The organism is Maribacter sp. ACAM166, assembly GCF_005771495.1.
Classification (GTDB): domain Bacteria; phylum Bacteroidota; class Bacteroidia; order Flavobacteriales; family Flavobacteriaceae; genus Maribacter.
The window spans coordinates 62,416-79,256 of the sequence record NZ_VAUW01000003.1; the positions used below are offsets into that span (position 1 = coordinate 62,416).

A 16,841-nucleotide genomic window follows, 5' to 3' on the forward strand; every position below is an offset into this window, starting at 1 on the left:
TTTTAGTCGTTAATCTTAAATTATATCTTTCAAGATATTGTATTTACGGAACTATATAGGTTAAGGTTTTCAAAAAATAACTTAACCTACAAAAAGAAAGCCTTTGAGCTATCCTCAAAGGCTTTTAAAAGCTATAATGACTGCGCTATTTTGCAAAATTAGTCAAGCTTAACTTTTTGAATGTTCTCTTCATCAATACCAATATGTCGCAGTACAGCATTAAAATCTGATGTGTCTAGTTTACCTGTAGCAGCAAACTCACCAGGAATAATTACAACTCTTAAAATTTGATTATCTGTAAAATCTGGATTCAAATTAATTAAATCAAAATTTCCATCAATAAATACCTGAACATCAAAAAGTGTATGAGTATAAACATATTGTATCGTTCCTTCTTCTAGGAAGAAGTTTTGGGGAATTAATCCCCAAGAATCTTCGATAGCACCATCTTCAAATTCTACAGGTCCGTCGTACCTGTAAACTAGAACTGCATCTTCCTTTCTCGTTTCGAAATTGGTGAAATCTGAAAAGGTTATTAAAGTTTCGTGTAAATTATCAGCATCGATATAATCGAAGTTTACACCATCTAATTCAAATACTTGAGCTTGAATAGCATCAATGCCGTTCTCACCATTTTCACCATCGAATCCGTCAAATCCGTCCCTTCCATTCAAACCTGGCAGCCCTTCTGGCCCTTCGCAAGAGATTAAAAATAGGGTGACGAGTACTCCTAAAAATAAATTTAATTTTTTCATAAGATTAGTATTATTTAGTTTTTGTATGTAATAGTAAAGTGTATTTCAAAAAGTGTTCCATTTTTGGTTATCTAATATATAAATCGGATATTAACTGCTATAATTTTTAACAAAAACAAACACGGTCGACCGTCTTTCCAAGTTGATTAGCTTTACCAAAAAATTAAACGATAATATGTCTAACGTAATAGTTCACTCATTATTTACTGATTTTGATATCAACCTCTTTAAAAGTGGTAAGCATTACCGACTTTATGAAAAACTAGGTTCACATTTAATTAAGGTTGATGGAGTAAAAGGCACCTATTTTTCAGTTTGGGCACCTAGTGCAAAATCGGTTTCGGTTATCGGGAATTTTAACGCTTGGAATGTGGATAAACACAAACTGAACGTACGTTGGGATGGAAGTGGAATTTTTGAAGGGTTCATCCCAAATGTTGGCAAGGGAGAAGTGTATAAATATAAAATACAGTCTAATAATAATGATATTTGGACGGAAAAGGCAGACCCATTTGCTAGGTTTTGCGAGCATCCACCAAACACCGCTTCTATCATATGGACAGCAGACCATAAGTGGAAGGATACCGATTGGATGGGCTATAGAAAAGAGAAGAATGGATTAGATAAGCCGTATTCAGTTTATGAGGTTCATTTAGGTTCTTGGAAAAAAAATGCTGAGAATAAGTTTTTGACCTATACCGAATTAGCAGAAGATCTTGTTTCTTATGTTAAGGAAATGGGGTATACACATATAGAGTTTATGCCTATTATGGAATACCCTTATGATCCATCTTGGGGATATCAATTAACAGGTTATTTTGCACCCACCTCAAGATTTGGAACACCAGAAGAATTTAAATTATTGGTAGATACCTTTCATCAAAACGATATAGGAGTGATTTTAGATTGGGTCCCTTCACATTTTCCAGAAGATGCACACGGTCTTGGTTTCTTTGATGGGTCAAACTTGTACGAGCATCCAGATAGGCGAAAAGGGTATCACACAGATTGGAAGAGTCTGATTTTTAATTATGGTAGAAACGAGGTTAGGGCTTTTCTAATTAGTAATGCCCTCTTTTGGTTGGATCAATACCATATAGATGGATTGCGTGTAGATGCAGTAGCTTCCATGCTATACCTTGATTATTCTAGGGAAGAAGGGGAGTGGGAACCAAATATATACGGCACTAACGAAAATTTGGATGCGATTTCATTTATACGTGAATTGAATGAAGCAGTATATTCAAATTTTGATGGCGTACAGACAATAGCCGAAGAATCTACTGCATTTTCTGGAGTTTCAAAACCTGTAGAACATGGTGGTTTAGGCTTTGGAATGAAATGGATGATGGGTTGGATGCATGATACCTTACAGTTCTTCCAAAAAGAACCCATATACAGAAGACACCATCAAAATGACCTTACTTTTGGTATGACTTATACCTTTACAGAGAATTTTATGCTACCATTCTCACATGATGAGGTGGTTTATGGTAAGCAATCCCTATTATATAGAATGCCAGGTGATGAATGGCAGCGCTTTGCGAACTTAAGGCTTCTTTTTGGATACATGTTTACACACCCAGGTACCAAACTTATGTTTATGGGCGGTGAATTTGGACAAACCGCAGAATGGAATTTTGAACAAAGTTTAGATTGGCATTTGTTACAATATGAAGGTCATTCTGGGATTCAGAATTTTGTAAAGGATTTGAACCATTTATATAAAAATTCTCCTGCGATGTATGAAAAGCAATTTAGTCAAGAAGGTTTTCAATGGATAGACTATAGCGATCATGAAAATTCAATTCTTACCTATGTACGTAAAGGCCACGATGAAGAAAATGATTTAATTGTAGCATGTAATTTCACACCTATTCCTCGGGAAAATTATAGAATTGGCATCCCTAAAAAGGGTATAATTAAAGAGATTTTGAATAGTGATGATAAAAAATACGGTGGAGGAGGAAATTTAAATAAAACCATCAAAACTTCATCTAAAGTTTCCCACGGGCATAAAAAGTCTATTGAAATCACTATACCCCCATTAGGAATTGTAATTTTAGGGTAATTAGTTTAAGCTAGACGATTTATCATAAGCATTATGTGATTTCGGTTTAATGTTTTTTGATATCCTTGTAATAATATTATCATGATCACAAATACAGAACTTGAATATAAAGGTAATTTATACCCCAACCATATAGTTGAGTTTACGCAAGACACAGATAAGTTGTATTTCACAACAGAGAATGGTGTCGTTCTACAGATTACAATTCTTAGGGGGAGTGTTATACGTTTTAGATATGCTACGAATTACAACTTTGAACCAGATTTCTCCTATGCGATTGATCCCGAAGGAATCATGGGATATAGTAAATTAGAAGTCGTAGAAAACGACACAGAATATATCATATCTACCACAAGGTTGAGTGTATTGGTCGACAAAAAAACCTTGAGAATCCAAATTTCAGATTTAAGCGGAAATATTATATATGAGGATGAACTTGGGTTTCATTGGGAAGAAAATTATCAATACGGTGGCAATACCGTAAAAATGAGTAAGATTACGCAAACAGGTGAAAGCTTTTATGGTATGGGAGATAAAGCCATGCATAGTAATCTTAAGGGTAAAAAAGTAGAGAATTGGGTTACAGATCAATTTGCATATGCTAAGGAGCAAGACCCACTTTATAAGGCAATTCCATTCTATATTGGCTTGAATAAAGGTAAGGCCTATGGTGTCTTTTTTGATAATAGTTTTAAGACAAGTTTCGATTTTTCACATGAACGCAGAAACATAACAAGTTTTTGGGCAGACGGTGGTGAAATGAACTATTATTTTATATTTGGACCAGACATGTCAACGGTAGTAAGTTCGTATTCTAGCCTAACCGGTACACCAGAATTACCACCTATGTGGGCATTAGGCTTTCATCAATCCAAGTGGAGTTATTATCCAGAAAGTAATGTAAAAGAAGTAGCTAGCGAATTTCGGAAACTTAAAATACCTTGTGATGCCATCTATCTAGATATAGATTATATGGACGAATTTAAATGTTTCACTTGGGACAAGAATCATTTTCCCGACCCTAAACAAATGATACAAGAACTTGAGGAGGATGGGTTTAAAACGGTAGTTATGATTGATCCAGGAATTAAAGTGGATCGAAATTATTGGATATATAATGAAGCTTTAGAAAATGATTATTTCTGTAAAAGGGGAGATGGCCCTTTGATGCATGGGAAAGTTTGGCCGGGTGAATGTAATTTTCCTGATTTCACCAATCCTAAGGTAAGAGAATGGTGGGCTGAACTTTATAAAGAGTTTATGACTGAAATAGGTGTTCATGCAGTTTGGAATGACATGAACGAGCCAGCAGTTATGGAAGTTCCTACGAAAACAGCTCCATTAGATACTAGGCATAATTATGATGGTCATCCATGCACTCATAGAAAGGCTCATAATGTCTATGGAATGCAAATGGTTAGGGCTACTTACGAAGGCGTTAAGAAATATGTGTACCCAAATCGACCTTTTGTAATAACAAGGGCAGCATTTGCTGGAACGCAACGATATTCCTCAACTTGGACAGGAGATAATGTGGCCACATGGGAACACTTATGGATAGCCAACGTTCAAATGCAGCGTATGTGTTTAAGTGGTTACTCTTTCGTTGGTTCTGATATTGGGGGTTTCGCCGAACAACCAGATGGGGAATTATTTGCTAGATGGATACAATTGGGAATATTTCACCCATTTTGTAGGGTTCATTCAAGTGGCGATCATGGTGATCAAGAACCATGGTCTTTTGGAACTGAAATTACAGATATCGTTCGAAAGTTTATAGAATTACGCTATCAGCTTTTACCTTACCTATATACCATGTTTCATAAGTATACCAAAGAGAATATACCAATGATACAATCGTTGGTTTTTTATGACCAAGAAGATACCCAAACGCATTTTAGGACAGATGAATTTATTTTTGGTGAAAAAATATTAGTTTGCCCAATTCAAGAACCAAATGCTCAAGGTCGCAGAATGTATATTCCTAGAGGAATGTGGTATGATTTTTGGACCCATGAGGCTGTAGTTGGTGGTAAAGAAAAATGGGTTGCTGCCGGATTGGATAAATTGCCAATTTTTATAAAAGCGGGTGCTATAATTCCGAAATATCCTGTGCAACAATATGTTGGTGAATTGAAAATTGACGAACTATTGTTAGATGTTTATTATAAAGAAGGTGTTGAGGCTTCAGAAGTTTACGAAGATGTATCAAATGGATATGATTATAGAAAGGGGAGATACTCACTGTGTAATTTTAAATTGACCGGAAAAGAAAATTCATTGACCATTCAGTTATTCAAAGACGGAAGTTTTGAAACTGAGTACGAGACTATTAAACTAAATTTTCACGGCTTGCCTTTTAAAATTGAAAGTGTGATGTTAGACAATGAAGATATACCGTTGAAGAGTTTAGCCTTGACGGGAGACAATATTTTGCGTTTAGACAAAAACTTTACTTTATTACATATTACGGGAAAAGAATAACTTTGTATTTTACTGCCATTAATTATAAAAGTTGAAAATGAAAAAAATAGTATTAATAATTGCTGTATTTATTGGTGTTTCTGCCTGTAAGGTAAATCCTTTTACGGGTCAAAAAACATTGAATTTTTATCCAAATAGCCAAGTATTTCCATCTGCATTTGCGCAGTATGATCAATTTTTGACTGAAAACAAAGTAGTAAAAGGAACTACTGAGGCCCAGATGATTACCAAAGTGGGACAACGAATCTCTTCAGCAGCAGAGCGCTGGTTGGCCGCTAACGGGTATCCAGGTTATTTAAAGGATTATAAATGGGAATATAATTTGGTAAATGATGAAACCGTAAATGCTTGGTGTATGCCTGGGGGTAAAATAGTATTCTATTCTGGTATTTTGCCTATTTGTCAAGGAGAAACAGGTGTAGCGGTAGTTATGGGACACGAAGTTGCGCATGCTTTGGCAGACCATGGCGCGCAGCGGATGAGTGCAGGTACATTGCAACAGGTAGGAGCTGTTGCAGGTAATATTGCAATACAGGATGAACAGAAACGTAATTTGTTCAACCAAGCGTATGGTATTGGTTCTCAAGTTGGCATTATGTTACCATTTAGTAGAGGTCATGAAACTGAGGCAGATAGAATAGGATTGCAGATAATGGCCATAGCGGGCTATAATCCAGATGAAGCAGCTGAATTATGGAAACGTATGAAGGCAAATAGTGGAGGTGAAGCTCCGCCAGAGTTTATGAGTACGCACCCTTCTAATGATACTAGAATTAATAACTTAACTGTATGGGCACCATGGGCGAGAGAAGAAGCGACCAAATTTGGAGTTACCGATTTTAACTAAAACTTAAAGCATTATTGTATATTGAAGCCGTTCCGAAAGGAGCGGCTTTTATTTTTATGTATGTCGAAAACACTGGTTTTAAAAGGAAGTAAAAAGTTATTGAATGCATGGGCCTTTTATGATTGGGCGAATTCGGTATATAGCCTAGTGATTTCATCTGCAGTATTCCCCATCTTTTATGGAGCCCTTTTTAGAGTTGCTGGTATTGAGAAAGTGACCGTATTTGGAGGTGAGATTGCCAGAGCACCTTTAATTAGTTATACAACTTCATTGGCCTTTATTTGTATTGCGATTATTACCCCTCTGATTTCTGGAGTTGCAGATTATTTAGGGAATAAAAAGATTTTCATGAAATTCTTCTGTTATTTAGGAGGCTTTTCATGTATAGGATTATACTGGTTTTCACTCGACAATATTTATATAGGCCTTCTTTGCTATTTCTTTGGTTTAGTAGGGTTTTGGGTAAGTTTTGCCTTAAATAATTCTTACTTGCCTGATGTGGCATTTCCAAAACAGCAGGATGCCGTAAGTGCAAAAGGTTTTTCCTTAGGTTATATAGGTAGTGTAATCCTTTTGATATTTAATTTGGCAATGGTGATGCGCCCAGAATTATTTGGAATCAGCACAGATGAAAGTGGTTCAGCCGAAATAAAGGCAATGAAATATTCATTTATTACGGTGGGTATTTGGTGGATTCTTTTCGCTCAGTACAGTTTTTATTATTTACCTGCTGGGTATAGAAAAGAAGGTAAGCGAACTAATATTATTTTAAACGGTTTTAGAGAGTTAAAATTAGTGTGGCATCAGTTAGGAAATCAAACCAAGCTAAAGCGATATCTAAGTGCCTTTTTCGTATACAGTATGGCGGTACAGACCGTAATGTTGATTGCTACCTATTTTGGTGAGGAGGAGATTGCATGGGGAACGGATTCTGAACGAACCACCGGACTTATCATTAGCATTTTGGTAATTCAGCTCGTGGCTATCTTTGGTGCGACAGTTACTGCTCGAGCTTCAAATTTTTTTGGTAATATTAAGACCTTAATTGTAATAAACGCACTGTGGGTGATAATTTGTATTTATGCTTATTTTGTAAAAACACCTACTGATTTTTATGCTGCTGCAGGCTGTGTTGGTTTAGTTATGGGCGGTATTCAGGCATTATCTAGATCAACTTATTCTAAATTATTACCTGAGACTAAGGATACAACCTCCTTTTTTAGTTTCTATGATGTAGCTGAAAAAATCGGAATTATTATAGGTACATTTCTTTATGGTATTATTGCCCAACTTACAGGTAGTATGCGTAGTTCTATTATCTTTTTAGGACTCTTCTTTTTGGTTGGGATGTTTCTATTGGTTAGGGTAAAGGAAATACAAAAGCCTCTTTAAAAGGGGCTTTTGTCATCTAATTGTTAGCAATTTTGATTACAATTTATCCTTTAGAAATATCGCCAGATCCAGAGGTTTTGGTATCTACCTTTTCAGGATTGCCTTTATACGATATATCTCCAGAACCTGAAACCCTTGCTTTAATCGATTTTTTAGCTGTTACTCGAATATCTGCTGAACCTGATATTGTAGCACTCACGTTATCGGCGTCAAGATCATAAGCTTCAATATCTCCACTACCTGAAATTGTTACATCAAAATCGGTAGTATTGCCACTTAGAACAATATCACCAGAACCAGACATTCGAGCGGATAGTGAATTGGTATTAATATCTAAGTTAATATCTCCAGAGCCGGACATATTCGTGCTAAATTTATCGGATTTGATTTTCGTTTTCCCTGCGATATCACCAGAACCCGACAAAGAAACTGAATTGATTGATTCTATAGGTACGGTAATTCGAATCTCAGATTTCCAGGTACTGGTTTTGAGATTTACACCCTTTTCCGTTTTAATCACCAATTTTCCATCTTTAATCTCGGTAATTATATATTGCAATAAATTTTCTTCGCCTTGTAAGGTAATGCTACCCTCGTTACCAGCTATCAAATCCACATCGAACCAACCGGATACATCAACTCCGTTGTAATCTCCTGTGTTTCGTTCAATGGTCACATTGTTTCCATTTCCTTTTATGGTCTTTCCCCACTGTGCAGAGCAGGACATGATCATTAAACCAGCACATACTAATACGCTTAATTTTTTCATCTTTTTCGTTTAAATTTGATTGATTATTTTTTAGTAAAACTAATTCCTCCATAATCACTAGAAAGTGTCATCATATTACCACTGCCTTTAGATCCATAATATCCTTCATAGTGTTTATCTGAAGATTTTTCTGTGCTTACATTTATGATAAAGTCATCTTTTCCGCTAACTCCAGAATAGCTTGTGGTTATATCGAAGTCAAAATGGTATTGATGGTTGTAACCAATTTTAATGCCTGTATAATCAGATTTGATATTTACGTCTCGTGCATCAGCAGCGAGTTCATCTACTCTAATGGAACCATAATCTGAAACAATTGAAACATCACCATGAACAATTCCCATCTTTACAGTGATATAATCGCCATTTCCGTCTATAGAGTTTAGTTCTTCGATATCCATACTTCCATAATCACTATTATATTCCAAATCATCCATTTTTCCTATACTTGCATTGGTGTAATCAGTATTCACTTTCAGGTTTCCGGCCTTAACAATTGTAAATCCTGAATAATCTGCAATAATTTCACCACTATTGATATAGCCAATGGTAGACTTAGAGGTGTAATCAAAATTCAACTGATTATTTCGACCTCTTAATTCACCTAATTCTAGCCGACCATAGTCACAGCTAATTTTAGCGTGGCCATCGATTCTATCTAGAATTATAGTGCCATAATCATTGTTTAGGTCAACATTGTTCTTAATCGGAACCTTAATGGTATAATTAATCTGCATGTTTACATTACTGCTGTTGCCCCAATTCCATCCCCAGCCATTGCTATTTTTGTTGAATATGGTTTCTGCTGAAACCCTGTTATTACTAGCTTCAAAATCAATAGATATCTCATCCAATTTCTTTTTGACCTTTTCTTCATTATTTCCGTTGGTTTTAATATGCACCTCTATAACGACCCGATTTTCATCCCAAGAAGTTATATTTAAATTTCCGTATGAATTACTAACTTTTAATACCGCATTCGCGTTAACATTAAATTCTTTTTTGATTATTTTTTCTTTGGTGTGTTTCCCGTTAAATTTCTTATCATCGGCCGATAGAACCGTAGCGCTAGCTAAAAAAATTAAGCAAGTATATTTAAATAGTATAGTTCGCATTATTTGTATTTTTTATTGATTTAATATTTTCTATTTGAATCATAACTTCATTCAGAAGTTCTATTCTAGTTTGAAAGTTCAGTATCATGGCGCTCAATATTAGCTTACTGTTACCGCCATTTAATAGGTCTTGTTCTATTTTTGCATAATCCAATTGTAATTTTTTCAATTGGAACATAGTGTCGTTAATAATTCGTTCAGTTTCGGGTGATTTTTCAGAGTTAAGCGCTCTTATTTGCTCCTCAATCAAATTCGCAAAGTAAAATTGTGTGTTAGAAGCCTCGGGTGAAATTTCGGCAAGCTTTTCATCTATAGTTTTAGAGTTATTGAATTGAAAAACTCCAACGGTCAAGAGAAGTGTAATCGCAGCAGCAATAGACGTAATTCGCAACCAAGAATAATTCTTTTTGGCAACTAGGGGCGTAATACCATTGGTTGCATTTAGTTTTTCTAAAAAGCGGTGTTGGTGCCCTTCATTGGGTTCTTCAAAATCCATCTTGTCCTGCAACTTATTAAACAGGTCTTTTATGTTATCTTTTTTCATCAGCTTGCTAGTATCAATTTTTTTCTAAGACTTTCTTTTGCCCGTGAAACAGTTGTTCTACAATTGGCATAACTAATATTCATGATTTCACTAATTTCATTATAATCAAACCCTTCTATTAAATGTAAGGTCAAAGAAACTCTGTAATTTTCCTTCAAATCTTTCATGGTCTCCATCACTTTTTGAGCCTTTAGTTCTGTAAACACATGATTGGGGTCTATTCCATCATTATCTTCGACCTTATATAATACTTCATCTAAAGCAACTTCATTCTTTTTTTGTTGCTTTCTATATTGATATATGCTGTTGTTAATTACAATACGTTTTAACCAAGCTCCAAAAGTTACTTCCCCTTTAAAAGTATGCAGTTTTGTGAAAGCGCTTAAAAACGATTCTTGCATAATATCTTCTGCTTGCGCAGTTTCTTTTACAATTCTTAGTGCTGTATTGAACATAGCCTTGTAATATCTATTGTACACTTCTAGCTGTGCACTTTGTATACCGGCTAAGCATGATTGCACTAGCGTATCAATATGTTCTCTTTGTTGGCTCAAAAAGTGATTAGTTTATTTAATGATGATTCAATTTACGGTTTGTTACAGTTGAAGATAATTTATAATTAAATTTTTATTTAAATGTTGCTTGACAATATTTCCTGTGAATTGTTTTTGTTGGCATAAGAATTGAAATAGTAACCTTAGAATAAAGTTTTAATTGCTGTACTCGCTTTGTGTGCAATGCCTTTGCAGCATTTTTGTATAATTTATAAAAATAAAATTCTGTTGGTATAATGACAGAATGACCGATATATAAGTATGGAAGATTCTAAATTTTCAAATTTTGACACTATGTCTTTACAGGGAATCGATCAGGATTCTGAGTTAATACCGTTATTGACCCCTGAGGATGAGGAACAAATGAATAGTGAAACCTTACCCGAAACGTTACCGATTTTGCCTTTAAGAAATACAGTGCTTTTTCCAGGTGTGGTAATTCCAATAACTGCTGGTAGAGATAAAAGTATTCGATTAATTAAAGATGCTAATAATGGCTCTAAAGTGATTGGTGTTGTTTCTCAGAAAGATGAAGAAACAGAAAATCCTGATGTTAAGGATATTAATACGTTGGGTACGGTAGCCAGAATATTACGTGTACTTCAAATGCCAGATGGTAATACCACGGTTATAATTCAAGGTAAAAAACGATTTGAGATTGCAGAAGTTTTAACCAAAAAGCCATACATAACTGCTACAGTTAGGGAAACAAAAGAGGTAAGGCCAAAGAGAAATAATAAAGAGTTTTTAGCTATTATAGAATCCATAAAAGAGTTGGCTCTTAAGATAATTAGGGATAATCCGAATATTCCTAGTGAGGCTTCATTTGCAATTAAGAATATTCAAAGTGATTCCTTTCTTATAAATTTTGTTTCATCCAATCTTAATTTGGATGTAAAGGCGAAACAAGAATTATTGGAGATAGGAAGCTTGCAGAAAAGAGCATTGGCGACATTGAAATATATGAATATTGAGATGCAGAAATTGGAGTTGAAAAACGACATTCAGTCAAAAGTTCGAAATGATCTAGATCAACAACAACGCGAATATTTTCTACACCAACAAATGAAAACCATTCAAGAAGAATTGGGAGGTGTTTCTTATGATGAGGAATTGGAGGAGATGAAGATTAGGTCGAAAAAGAAAAAATGGGGTAAGAAGGTAAAAGAGCACTTTACAAAAGAGTTATCTAAAATGCAGCGGATGAATCCGCAAGTAGCAGAATATTCTATTCAAAGAAACTATTTAGATTTATTACTGGATTTACCTTGGAGGGAGTTTTCAAAAGACAAATTTGATTTAAAAAGAGCCAAACGTATATTAGATCGTGATCATTATGGCCTGGAAGATGTAAAGCGGCGTATCATTGAATATTTGGCGGTTTTGAAATTGAGAAATGACATGAAGTCCCCAATTTTATGCCTATATGGCCCACCGGGAGTAGGTAAAACTTCATTGGGTAAATCTGTTGCAGAAGCATTGGGTAGGGAATATGTGAGAATTTCATTAGGCGGATTAAGAGATGAGGCTGAAATTAGAGGGCATCGTAAAACCTATATTGGTGCAATGCCTGGTAGAATAATTCAGAGTCTTAAGAAAGCTGGTACTTCCAATCCTGTTTTTATATTGGATGAGATTGATAAGTTATCGAATAGTAATCAGGGCGATCCTTCTTCTGCAATGTTAGAAGTTTTGGACCCTGAACAAAACAGCGATTTTCACGATAACTTTTTAGAGTTGGGGTATGATTTGTCAAAGGTAATGTTTGTGGCAACTGCCAATAATTTGGGTACTATTCAGCCAGCATTGCGAGACCGTATGGAGATTATTCATGTAAGCGGCTACACAATTGAAGAGAAAGTGGAAATTGCTAAAAAGCATTTGTTGCCAAAACAATTGACGGAACACGGCTTAAATACAACCCACTTAAAAATTGGTAAACCACAATTAGAGAAAATAGTTGAGGGGTATACGCGTGAATCTGGTGTACGCTCATTGGAGAAGCAAATTGCAAAAATGGTTCGTTACGCTGCGAAGTCAATTGCAACAGAAGAGGAATATGAGATAAAGGTGAGCAATGAGGTTATTATTAATGTTTTGGGAGCTCCAAAAATGGAGCGAGATAAATATGAGAATAATGACGTAGCAGGTGTTGTTACAGGTCTAGCTTGGACAAGTGTTGGTGGGGATATTCTTTTTATAGAATCTATTCTTTCTAAAGGCAAGGGAACCATGAGTATTACAGGTAATCTTGGTAAAGTCATGAAAGAGTCTGCAACTATTGCCATGGAGTATATTAAATCAAATGCAGAACGTTTTGGTATTGACCCGGAAATTTTTGAAAAGTACAATGTGCATATTCATGTTCCTGAAGGAGCAACGCCTAAAGATGGACCAAGTGCGGGAGTAACAATGCTGACCTCATTGGTTTCTTTGTTTACTCAAAAGCGAATCAAGAAGAGTTTAGCTATGACCGGGGAAATAACCTTACGAGGAAAAGTATTGCCTGTGGGTGGAATTAAAGAGAAGATTCTTGCAGCAAAAAGAGCGCGTATAAAAGAAATCATACTTTGTGCTGATAATGAGCGGGATATTAAAGAGATAAAAGAGTCTTATTTAAAAGGTTTGACATTTCATTATGTAAAAGAAATGTCTGAGGTGATTGATATTGCAATAACTGAAGAAAACGTCAAAAACGCAAAAGAGTTATAACCGCTCTTTTCTTTATACTTTTGGAACAATGAAAAAAATTACTATAGCTATTGATGGATTTTCCTCCACAGGTAAGAGTACTTTAGCCAAGCAATTGGCAAAGAAGTTACACTACATATATGTGGATACAGGTGCAATGTACCGTGCAGTTACGTTATTTGCCATGAGGGCGGGTTTTGTAGAAGATGGTAAGATTGATAAGAAACCTTTAATTCAGTCATTAGAAGAAATTGACTTGAGATTTGTTTTTAGCACCAATTTAGGATTCGCTGAAATGTTTTTGAACAGTGAAAATGTAGAGAAGGAAATACGAACAATGTCAGTATCTAGAAATGTGAGTCAGGTTTCTGAGTTAGCAGAAGTGCGAAAAAAATTGGTTGCTATGCAGCAAACTATGGGTGCTGATAAAGGAATCGTAATGGACGGTAGAGATATTGGTTCCGTAGTTTTTCCTGATGCAGAGCTTAAGATTTTTATGACGGCATCCCCAGAAAAAAGAGCGGTAAGAAGGTATAAGGAATTATTGGATAGGGGAGAAGATGTGAAATATAGTGATATTTTAGAAAATGTTCAGAAACGTGATTATATCGATTCACACAGAGCTATTTCTCCGTTGGTGAAAGCTGAAGGTGCAATTGATTTTGATAATAGCGACGTTAGTATGGATGATCAGTTCCAAAGAATTTATGAGCATGCACGTCGTATTATTCAAAAGGAAGCATAAAAAAAGAGGTTAGCACTGCTAACCTCTTTTTACTTTAACTCTAAAATTTATTTGGTATAATCAATACTTGATCAGGATGGATAACATCAGGATTTTTCAAAATATTAGTGTTAGCCTCAAAGATAGCTTTGTATTTCATAGCATCTCCATAATAGTGTTTTGCTATTTTACTAAGTGATTCTCCGCCTTTTACAACATGCCTGTGGTAAACCGAATCGTCTTCTACAGTAATGTTCGCTTTAATATCAGATGGGTTGTCTCCACCTATTTCCTTTATTTTATCCCAAATAAGGTCTTTTTCAAACGGAGTTTTTGCTTCTCCTTTTACCTTAAGAACATCACCTTCAACGGTAATTTTTCCATCTTTTATTCCTAATTGTTCACCTAAGTCTAAAACACCTTGGTATTTCGCTTTAACACTCATAATCATACTTTTTTTAATGGTTAATTAATAACATATAATATAGTAATAATAAAATTATTTTTCTTTAAAACAGCGTATAATATTTTAATGGATACTTCATAGTAGTGTTGTTTGTCTTATTTGAAAAAAATATGTATTTTTGCACACCTTTTTTGCAAGGAATTCAAGAGAAAAAGGATTAAAAAAATAAAGATAACTACTTTCATAATTGTTGCCTAAGTCTTGATAAGGTTATGAAATACAAATTAATAATCAGCAAATGGCTGAAGAAAAAACAAATGCAGAGGTAGATGAAACTACTGAAGCAACACAACAGGCTGCTGTAGAAACTCCACAGCAAGATCCACAAGAATTTTTAGAAAGTTTCAATTGGGAGAAATACGAGCAAGGAATTGAGCGTGTTGATGATTCTAAATTGAAAGAATTTGAAAAATTAGTGGCGGAAAATTTCGTTGACACTGCAGATGCTGAAGTAGTTCAGGGAACGGTAGTTTATATTACGGACAGAGAAGCAATCATTGATATCAATGCTAAATCTGAAGGTGTAATTTCGTTGAACGAATTTCGCTACAATCCAGGTTTAAAAGTTGGTGACAAGGTTGAGGTATTGATTGATATCCGTGAGGATAAAAGTGGTCAATTGGTATTGTCTCACAGAAAAGCGAGAACCATTATGGCTTGGGATCGTGTAAATGCGGCTCATGACAAAGAGGAAATCGTTAGTGGTTTTGTAAAATGCAGAACTAAAGGTGGTATGATCGTTGATGTTTTTGGAATTGAGGCATTCTTGCCAGGTTCTCAAATCGATGTGAAGCCTATTCGTGATTACGATCAGTACGTAAACAAAACAATGGAATTTAAGGTTGTGAAAATCAACCACGAATTTAAAAACGTTGTTGTTTCTCATAAAGCGCTTATTGAAGCGGATATTGAAGAACAGAAAAAAGAAATCATTAGCCAACTTGAAAAAGGACAGGTGCTTGAAGGTGTTGTTAAAAACATTACTTCTTACGGTGTCTTTATTGATCTTGGTGGTGTAGATGGTTTGGTACATATTACTGATCTTTCTTGGAGCAGAATTAATCATCCGAATGAGGTTGTTGAATTAGATCAAAAATTAAATGTTGTAATTCTTGATTTTGATGAAAACAAATCTAGAATTCAATTAGGTCTTAAGCAACTAGAGAAGCACCCTTGGGAAGCGCTAAGTGATGAGATTAAAATTGGCGATAAAGTTAAAGGCAAAGTAGTCGTTATAGCTGATTACGGTGCATTTATCGAAGTTGTGGAAGGTGTTGAAGGTCTTATCCACGTATCGGAAATGTCATGGTCTACGCATTTACGTTCCGCTCAGGATTTCGTAAAAGTAGGTGATGAAGTTGAGGCTATTGTATTGACATTGGATCGTGAAGATCGTAAAATGTCTCTTGGAATCAAGCAATTGACGCCAGACCCTTGGACTGATATTACAACGAAATACCCTGTTGGTTCTAAGCACAAGGGTATCGTTAGAAACTTTACCAACTTTGGTGTATTTGTTGAACTAGAAGAAGGTATTGACGGTTTAATTTATATCTCTGATCTTTCTTGGACTAAGAAAATTAAGCATCCATCAGAATTCACTAATGTAGGTGACACGTTGGAAGTTGAAGTATTAGAGTTAGATGTTAACGGTCGTAAGTTGAGCTTAGGTCATAAGCAAACTACCGAAAATCCATGGGATAAATACGAAACTGAGTTCGCATTAGGTACTGTTCATAAAGCAACAATATCTGATGTAGTTGATAAAGGTGCAACAATTGACTTTAACGAGGATATTACTGCATTTATACCACAACGTCACTTGGAAAAAGAAGATGGTAAAAAACTAGGTAAAGGCGATGAAGCAGAATTCAAAATTATTGAGTTCAACAAAGACTTCAAACGTGTAGTAGCTAGTCATACTGCTATTTTCCGTGAAGAGGAGCAACGTAATGTTAAAGCAGCTGTCAAAAGGCAAGCAACTAGCGGAGATGAAGCTAAGACTACTTTAGGTGATGCTAACGATGCATTACAAGCGTTAAAGGATAAAATGGATGCTGCTGATTCTAAAAAGAAGAAGTAATTTCATAATACATCCTTTATAGGATTTTATTAAAAAGCCCGGATACTAATCCGGGCTTTTTTATTTAAGATGTTTTCCAATTACTCGGTGTGATGATTTATTTGTAGAATTCCTCTATTTCAACTGTTGCAATAGTCTGTTCAATACTAGCGTATTCAGTGGGAGACCAAGTTTAGTTTTTTAAGTCAAATGGTTGAGTCTGGAAAATTTCTTTAGGGGCGTGTTTTTTTTTAATCTTCTTAAATACGTTTTTATTACAGCTAAGTTTTCTTTTTCAGGCACTGGAAAGTCGGTACTACCATTGATTTCGAATACGGGACATATGCCTTTTTTCGAGCAATTTCGC

13 protein-coding genes are annotated in these 16,841 nt (G+C 35.2%); 7 read left to right on the forward strand and 6 right to left on the reverse strand.

The window, feature by feature from the left end:
* Positions 1-158 precede the first annotated feature (158 nt).
* Positions 159-755, reverse strand: coding sequence for a collagen-like protein (locus ES765_RS03005; protein WP_138111117.1), 597 nt, complete (start codon positions 753-755; stop codon positions 159-161).
* Between the two features lie 175 nt (positions 756-930).
* Here ES765_RS03005 and glgB point away from each other — a divergent pair, with 175 nt between their 5' ends.
* The 4 genes from glgB (at position 931) to ES765_RS03025 (ending at position 7,549) form a co-directional block, all read left to right on the forward strand.
* A complete protein-coding gene (glgB, locus tag ES765_RS03010) occupies positions 931-2,826 on the forward strand; it encodes a 1,4-alpha-glucan branching protein GlgB (RefSeq protein WP_138111118.1) in 1,896 nt (631 codons plus the stop codon).
* A gap of 81 nt (positions 2,827-2,907) precedes the next feature.
* On the forward strand, positions 2,908-5,310 hold the full coding sequence (locus tag ES765_RS03015; protein ID WP_138111119.1) for a glycoside hydrolase family 31 protein: 2,403 nt from the start codon (positions 2,908-2,910) through the stop codon (positions 5,308-5,310).
* A 37-nt stretch (positions 5,311-5,347) separates the two neighbouring features.
* On the forward strand, positions 5,348-6,157 hold the full coding sequence (locus ES765_RS03020; protein ID WP_138111120.1) for a M48 family metallopeptidase: 810 nt from the start codon (positions 5,348-5,350) through the stop codon (positions 6,155-6,157).
* Between the two features lie 60 nt (positions 6,158-6,217).
* Positions 6,218-7,549, forward strand: a complete 1,332-nt coding sequence (locus ES765_RS03025) for an MFS transporter (protein WP_138111121.1) — start codon at positions 6,218-6,220, stop codon at positions 7,547-7,549.
* A 43-nt stretch (positions 7,550-7,592) separates the two neighbouring features.
* Here ES765_RS03025 and ES765_RS03030 read toward each other — a convergent pair whose 3' ends face one another.
* Genes ES765_RS03030 through ES765_RS03045 form a run of 4 tightly spaced genes read right to left on the reverse strand, consistent with a single transcriptional unit; the run spans position 7,593 to position 10,531 of the window.
* Positions 7,593-8,318 (reverse strand): head GIN domain-containing protein, encoded by a 726-nt coding sequence (locus ES765_RS03030; protein ID WP_138111122.1) that lies wholly within the window; start codon positions 8,316-8,318, stop codon positions 7,593-7,595.
* Between the two features lie 23 nt (positions 8,319-8,341).
* Positions 8,342-9,433 carry a hypothetical protein gene (locus tag ES765_RS03035; protein WP_138111123.1) on the reverse strand — a complete coding sequence of 364 codons (1,092 nt, stop codon included), beginning with the start codon at positions 9,431-9,433 and terminating at the stop codon, positions 8,342-8,344.
* Complete coding sequence (locus tag ES765_RS03040; RefSeq protein WP_138111124.1) at positions 9,414-9,977, reverse strand: hypothetical protein; 564 nt, start codon at positions 9,975-9,977, stop codon at positions 9,414-9,416. Before ES765_RS03040 ends, ES765_RS03035 begins: the two co-directional genes overlap by 20 nt.
* Positions 9,977-10,531: an RNA polymerase sigma factor gene (locus ES765_RS03045; RefSeq protein WP_138111125.1), complete on the reverse strand. Its 555-nt coding sequence runs from the start codon at positions 10,529-10,531 to the stop codon at positions 9,977-9,979. Before ES765_RS03045 ends, ES765_RS03040 begins: the two co-directional genes overlap by 1 nt.
* Before the next feature lie 261 nt (positions 10,532-10,792).
* On the opposite strand from ES765_RS03045, the gene lon reads away from it, so the two are divergent.
* Both lon and cmk read left to right on the forward strand, forming a co-directional pair.
* On the forward strand, positions 10,793-13,243 hold the full coding sequence (gene lon, locus ES765_RS03050; protein ID WP_138111126.1) for an endopeptidase La: 2,451 nt from the start codon (positions 10,793-10,795) through the stop codon (positions 13,241-13,243).
* 28 nt (positions 13,244-13,271) lie between these two features.
* The gene (cmk, locus tag ES765_RS03055; RefSeq protein WP_138111127.1) at positions 13,272-13,967 is read left to right on the forward strand and encodes a (d)CMP kinase; all 696 of its coding nucleotides are present in this window, start codon (positions 13,272-13,274) and stop codon (positions 13,965-13,967) included.
* Between the two features lie 40 nt (positions 13,968-14,007).
* Here the strand turns inward: cmk and ES765_RS03060 are convergent, their stop codons facing one another.
* Entirely contained in the window at positions 14,008-14,391 is a 384-nt protein-coding gene (locus ES765_RS03060) for a LysM peptidoglycan-binding domain-containing protein (protein WP_138111128.1), read from the reverse strand.
* Between the two features lie 259 nt (positions 14,392-14,650).
* Between ES765_RS03060 and rpsA the strand changes: the two genes are divergently transcribed.
* Positions 14,651-16,495: a 30S ribosomal protein S1 gene (gene rpsA / locus ES765_RS03065; protein ID WP_138111129.1), complete on the forward strand. Its 1,845-nt coding sequence runs from the start codon at positions 14,651-14,653 to the stop codon at positions 16,493-16,495.
* Positions 16,496-16,841 lie beyond the last annotated feature (346 nt).

Excerpts from the sequence above, each read along its gene's own strand:
- ES765_RS03005 (WP_138111117.1), bottom strand. The coding sequence starts at position 755 with ATGAAAAAATTAAATTTATTTTTAGGAGTACTCGTCACCCTATTTTTA.
- glgB (WP_138111118.1), top strand. The coding sequence starts at position 931 with ATGTCTAACGTAATAGTTCACTCATTATTTACTGATTTTGATATCAAC.
- ES765_RS03015 (WP_138111119.1), top strand. The coding sequence starts at position 2,908 with ATGATCACAAATACAGAACTTGAATATAAAGGTAATTTATACCCCAAC.
- ES765_RS03020 (WP_138111120.1), top strand. The coding sequence starts at position 5,348 with ATGAAAAAAATAGTATTAATAATTGCTGTATTTATTGGTGTTTCTGCC.
- ES765_RS03025 (WP_138111121.1), top strand. The coding sequence starts at position 6,218 with ATGTCGAAAACACTGGTTTTAAAAGGAAGTAAAAAGTTATTGAATGCA.
- ES765_RS03030 (WP_138111122.1), bottom strand. The coding sequence starts at position 8,318 with ATGAAAAAATTAAGCGTATTAGTATGTGCTGGTTTAATGATCATGTCC.
- ES765_RS03035 (WP_138111123.1), bottom strand. The coding sequence starts at position 9,433 with ATGCGAACTATACTATTTAAATATACTTGCTTAATTTTTTTAGCTAGC.
- ES765_RS03040 (WP_138111124.1), bottom strand. The coding sequence starts at position 9,977 with ATGAAAAAAGATAACATAAAAGACCTGTTTAATAAGTTGCAGGACAAG.
- lon (WP_138111126.1), top strand. The coding sequence starts at position 10,793 with ATGGAAGATTCTAAATTTTCAAATTTTGACACTATGTCTTTACAGGGA.
- cmk (WP_138111127.1), top strand. The coding sequence starts at position 13,272 with ATGAAAAAAATTACTATAGCTATTGATGGATTTTCCTCCACAGGTAAG.
- ES765_RS03060 (WP_138111128.1), bottom strand. The coding sequence starts at position 14,391 with ATGAGTGTTAAAGCGAAATACCAAGGTGTTTTAGACTTAGGTGAACAA.
- rpsA (WP_138111129.1), top strand. The coding sequence starts at position 14,651 with ATGGCTGAAGAAAAAACAAATGCAGAGGTAGATGAAACTACTGAAGCA.